This window comes from Mesorhizobium sp. M4B.F.Ca.ET.017.02.2.1 (assembly GCF_003998955.1).
Lineage (GTDB): Bacteria > Pseudomonadota > Alphaproteobacteria > Rhizobiales > Rhizobiaceae > Mesorhizobium > Mesorhizobium abyssinicae.
In genome coordinates this window covers 1-4,777 of sequence record NZ_RZOF01000428.1, presented here as the reverse complement: position 1 = coordinate 4,777, position 4,777 = coordinate 1, and the positions used below count along the sequence as shown (strand labels likewise).

General features: G+C 67.6%; 5 protein-coding genes. 2 read left to right on the top strand and 3 right to left on the bottom strand.

Translation table 11 applies throughout. The features are described from left to right. Positions 1–747 (bottom strand): efflux RND transporter periplasmic adaptor subunit (locus EN738_RS31120; RefSeq protein ID WP_127286948.1); only part of this gene is annotated, 747 nt, incomplete at its 3' end. After that, entirely contained in the window at positions 744–1,727 is a 984-nt protein-coding gene (locus EN738_RS31115) for an efflux RND transporter periplasmic adaptor subunit (protein ID WP_245478459.1), read from the bottom strand. The genes EN738_RS31120 and EN738_RS31115, both read right to left, overlap by 4 nt. Here EN738_RS31115 and EN738_RS36575 point away from each other — a divergent pair. Beyond that, complete coding sequence (locus tag EN738_RS36575; protein WP_245478460.1) at positions 1,726–2,052, top strand: hypothetical protein; 327 nt, start codon at positions 1,726–1,728, stop codon at positions 2,050–2,052. The two genes, EN738_RS31115 and EN738_RS36575, sit on opposite strands and share 2 nt — an antisense overlap. A gap of 91 nt (positions 2,053–2,143) precedes the next feature. Further along, a complete protein-coding gene (locus EN738_RS31110) occupies positions 2,144–3,421 on the top strand; it encodes a 4-aminobutyrate--2-oxoglutarate transaminase (protein WP_127286946.1) in 1,278 nt (425 codons plus the stop codon). 107 nt (positions 3,422–3,528) lie between these two features. Here EN738_RS31110 and EN738_RS31105 read toward each other — a convergent pair. Then, a partial coding sequence (locus EN738_RS31105) for an FAD-dependent oxidoreductase (protein WP_127286945.1) occupies positions 3,529–4,777 on the bottom strand: 1,249 nt, incomplete at its 5' end.

Below are 4,777 nucleotides of genomic sequence, written 5' to 3'. Positions count from 1 at the left end.
GCCCTCGGCCTGCGGCGCCATTTCGCGCAGCTTGGCTTCGGTCTGGATGGTCGGCAGCGATTGCAGGATGACCTCGAACGGCGTGCCGGCGGCGAGGTCGCCGGTCAGCTGGTCGGGGATGTCGACCACCGCTTCGCGCAGGTCCGAGCGCGCCACGGTGACCACCGTCTGGCCCGGCGACACGGTCTGGCCGACCTCGGCGCCGACGGCGGTGACGACACCGTCGAAATCCGAGAACAGGCGCGCATAGCCGAGCTGCTCCTGCGATTTGGCAAGCGAGGCCTTGGCCCGCTCGACGCCGGCCTCGGCCGCTTTGCGCGCCTGCTGGGCGGCATCGAAGACGGCCTGCGAGGTGTTGGCGGCGGCCAGCAGCTGGCGCTGGCGCTCCTCGCTGGCGGCGGCGTTGGCGAACTGCGCCTCGGCGTTGGAAAGCTCGGCCTTGGCCGCCTGCACCGCAAGCTCCAGCGCCGTCGGGTCGAGGGCTGCGATCGTCGTGCCCTTGGTGACGATGTCACCGACCTTGACGTCGCGGGCGACGACGCGGCCGAGCAGGCGGAAGGAGAGGTCGGCGCTGACTTGCGGCTCGATCGAGCCGGCGAAGCCGAAGGTCTGGATGGTGCGCGGCTCGATCACCACCGACAGCACTGGCCGGATGATCTCGGGCGGCTTGTCTTCCGATTGCGAGCAGCCGGCGAGCGGCGCAAGCGACAGCAGGACGGGCACAAGCACGGGCGGCAGCCGCTTCATTGGCCTGCTCCCGCGATCTCGATCGCCTGTCCGGGGCTGAGCAGCTGGCCGCCATTGGTGACGACACTCTGGCCTGCCTCAAGCCCTCTGCTGATGACGACCACACCGGAATCGAAGGCCAGCACCTCGACCGGCGTCGTCGTCGCCGCCTTGGTCGATGGGTCTACCACCCAGACCGCCGGCTTGCCGTCGGTCGAGGTCAGCGCCTGCCAGGGCAGCAGGATCGCCTTGATCGGCTTGGCGCTGGCCGAGCCGATCACGGCCGCGCCCAGCGGCATGGCGGCGGGCGTGTCGGGAATCGCGACCTTGACCCGTATCGATCCCGAGGCCGGATCGACCGCCGGCGAGATCTCGCGCACCTTGCCGATCGCCCTGACCTGCGGGTCGGACAACAGCGTGATCGTCACCGCCGGCGTTTGCGGCGTCCGCGCGACCAGCGTTTCCTGGACGTTGAACACCGCGTCGCGATCGCCGTCCTCGGCGATGGTGAAGACGGTCTGCGCCGCCTGCACCACTTGCCCGGCTTCGACCTGGCGGGCGGTGATGAAGCCCGCCGCGCCGGCCTTGAGCTCGGTGAAGGACAGGTTCTCCTTGGCATTCGCGAAGGCGCTCTGCGCGGCATCGACGCTGCCTTGCGCCACCTTCAGCGTCTGGTCGGCCGTGTCATAGTCGCGCCGCGTCGTGAAACCCTGGCCGAGCAAGGTCTTCTGGCGCTCGAAGGCGGCGGCTGCCTGCGTCAACTGCGCCTGCGCGGCATCGAGATCGGCCTGCGCCGAGCGCAGGTCGGATTCCTGCTCCTGCGGATCGATGCGGGCCAGCACCGCGTCCTTGTCGACATGCTGGCCGACGTCGACGAGCCGCTCGGCGATCCGGCCGCCGACCCGGAAAGACAGGTTGTTCAGCGTGCGCGCGGCGATCACGCCGGTCAGCGAGGTGCGTGGCGCGTAGTCGGCGATCCTGACCGTTTCGGCGCGCACCATGATCGGCAATTTCTTTGCCGCTGCCTCCTGCTTCTGGCACCCAGCGAGCGACAGCGCCGCCAGGGCGCAGGCGAGCATCGTGGAACCAGGAAAAGAAAACAGTTTTAAGGCGTTGACCGGAAGCGGCCGGACGGAAGGCGTCGCGTTCCTGCTCATGGTTCCCTCAACCGCGCGGGCCGCTCCGGTACGGCAGGCGCCGCGGACGATCGCGAGGATAGTCGATCTCCGAAAAAAGAAAACCTCTGTCCTGCCGCAGGGGCGGACTGGTTATGTTCAAGCGACCGTGCCGAGCAGGCCCAATTGCCCGGCGATGGTGCCGACTTGAGGAAAACGCTAAATAAGGCGAGAACGGGTGCCAACGGCATCAAACGAGAACGGGCCTAGTCTCGACGAGGGATGGCCCGATGAGGGATGAGATGAAAAATTCAGCCATTTCCGAACGCAAGAACCAGTCGATCTCGCGCGGCGTCGGCATGACCACGCAGATCTATGCCGATCGCGCCGAGAACTCGGAAATCTGGGATGTCGAGGGACGCCGCTACATCGACTTCGCGTCCGGCATCGCCGTCGTCAACACCGGCCACCGCCACCCCAAGGTGATCGAGGCGGTCAAGGCGCAGCTCGACCGCTTCACTCACACCTGCCACCAGGTCGTGCCCTATGAGAGCTATGTCAGGCTGGCCGAACGACTGAACGGCCTGCTGCCCGGCAAGTTCGACAAGAAGACGATCTTCGTCACCACTGGCGCCGAGGCGGTCGAGAATGCGGTCAAGATCGCCCGCAACGCCACTGGCCGCCCGGCCGTCATCGCCTTTTCCGGCGGCTTCCACGGCCGCACCTTCATGGGCATGGCGCTGACCGGCAAGGTGGTGCCCTACAAGGTCGGCTTCGGCGCCATGCCGGCCGATGTCTTCCACGCGCCGTTCCCGGTGGCGCTGCATGGCGTCACGGTCGCCGATTCGCTCGCCGCCCTCGACAGGCTGTTCAAGGCCGATGTCGATCCCGCCCGCGTTGCCGCCATCATCGTCGAGCCGGTGCAGGGCGAGGGCGGTTTCTACGAGGCGCCCCGTGATTTCATGACCGCGCTGCGCAAGGTCTGCGACCAGCACGGCATTTTGCTGATCGCCGACGAGGTGCAGACCGGTTTTGCCCGTACCGGCAAGATGTTCGCCATGGACCATCATGAGGTGGCGCCCGATATCACCACGATGGCCAAGAGCCTGGCCGGCGGTTTCCCGCTGTCGGCGGTCACCGGACGCGCCGAAATCATGGATGCGCCCGGCCCCGGCGGACTCGGCGGCACCTATGGCGGCAGCCCGATCGGCGTCGCCGCCGCCAACGCCGTGCTCGACGTCATCGAGGAGGAAAAGCTTTGCGACCGCGCCAATGCGCTGGGCAGCAGGCTGAAGCAGCGGCTGCAGTCGATCCGCGAGGACGTGCCGGAGATCGTCGACATCAGGGGGCCCGGCTTCATGAACGCGGTCGAGTTCAACGATGTGAAAAAGGGCCTGCCTTCGGCCGAAATGGCCAATGCGGTGCGCCTCAAGGCGCTCGACAAGGGCCTGATCCTGCTCACCTGCGGCGTCTACGGCAACGTCATCCGCTTCCTGTCGCCGATCACCATCCAGGATAGCGTCATGAACGAGGCGCTCGACATTCTGGAAAGCTCGATCCGCGAGGCGCGCGCCGCGTAGCGCCAACCCTGCCTCCCCCTTGTGGGGAGGTCGGACCGAAGGTCCGGGTGGGGCTGATGCCCCCCGTCGCTTCGCAGCGACCCTTCCACGGGGAGAGGTTGGAGCGTCTAGCCTGCAGCCCTGGCGGGCTCCTCCTGGAAGGCGGCAAGCGCCGCCTTCAGCGCATCGGGCCCGCCGGCAACGGCCTGCGGCGTCGGCGAGAAGCCGGCGCCGAGCATCTTGCGGCCAAGCATATGGTCGCCGGGGCGGTTGACGGATTCGATGCCGAGCAGCCGGCTGCCCGCATAGTGGTAGATCGAGAACTTGTTCTCGGCCAGGTCGCCCAGCACCACATGGCTGTCGCCGCCCGAGGTCAGCCCGACCATCTGCAGCTTCATGTCGCCGATATCCGACCAGAACCAGGGTACTGCCGAATAGGCGTCCGCGTGGTTAAGGATGGTGCGCGCGGCAAGCCGCGCCTGGTCGGTGGCGTTCTGCACCGATTCCAGCCGCACATCGGCGCCGGTGAACCAGTGCCGGTAGGAGGCGGCGTCGCCGATGGCGAGGATATCCGGTACCGAGCTGCGCATCTGCTGGTCGACGCGGATGCCGTTGGCGATCGCGATGCCGGCGGACTCGGCCAGTTCGACATTCGGCACCACGCCGATGCCGATGATGACCATCTGCGCCGGCAGCCTTTCGCCGCCGGATGTGATCGCGGCCGAGACACGGCCGCCTTCGCCTTCCAGGCCGGCAACGGTGGTGCCGGTAAGAATCCGCACGCCGATCGCTTCCAGGCGCTGCCTGACATGACTGGCGATGACCGGCGCCACCGCCCGCCCGAGCAGCCGGTCGACGGCTTCGACGACGGTGACATTGCGCCCTGCCGCCCTGAGCGTGGCGGCGATCTCGAGGCCGATGAAGCCGCCGCCGAGGATGACGACATCCTCGCTTTGGGCGCTGAACTCGCGGATCAGCCGCGCATCGGCCAGCGATCGCAGCGACACCACGCCGGAAAGCTCCGAGCCTTGCAGCTTGAGCAGGCGCGGCCGGGCGCCGGTCGCCAGGACAAGGTGATCGAAGGCGAGCGATCCGCCGCCCGATAGGTCCAGCCTCCGGGCGCCGGCATCGATGGCCTCGATGCGGACGCCCGGCCGGTAGTCGATGGCGCTGCCCGAATAGAAGGCTTCGCCGCGCAGGGGCTGCGGCTTTGCGTTCGGGTCCTTGATGAAGGTCTTCGACAGCGGCGGCTTGTGGTAGGGCAGTTCGCTCTCGTCGCCGATCAGGATGACCGGGCCGTCGTAACCTTCCTCGCGCAGGCTCGCCGCCGCTTGCACGCCAGCGTGACCCGCACCAACAATGACCACCCCGTTCTTC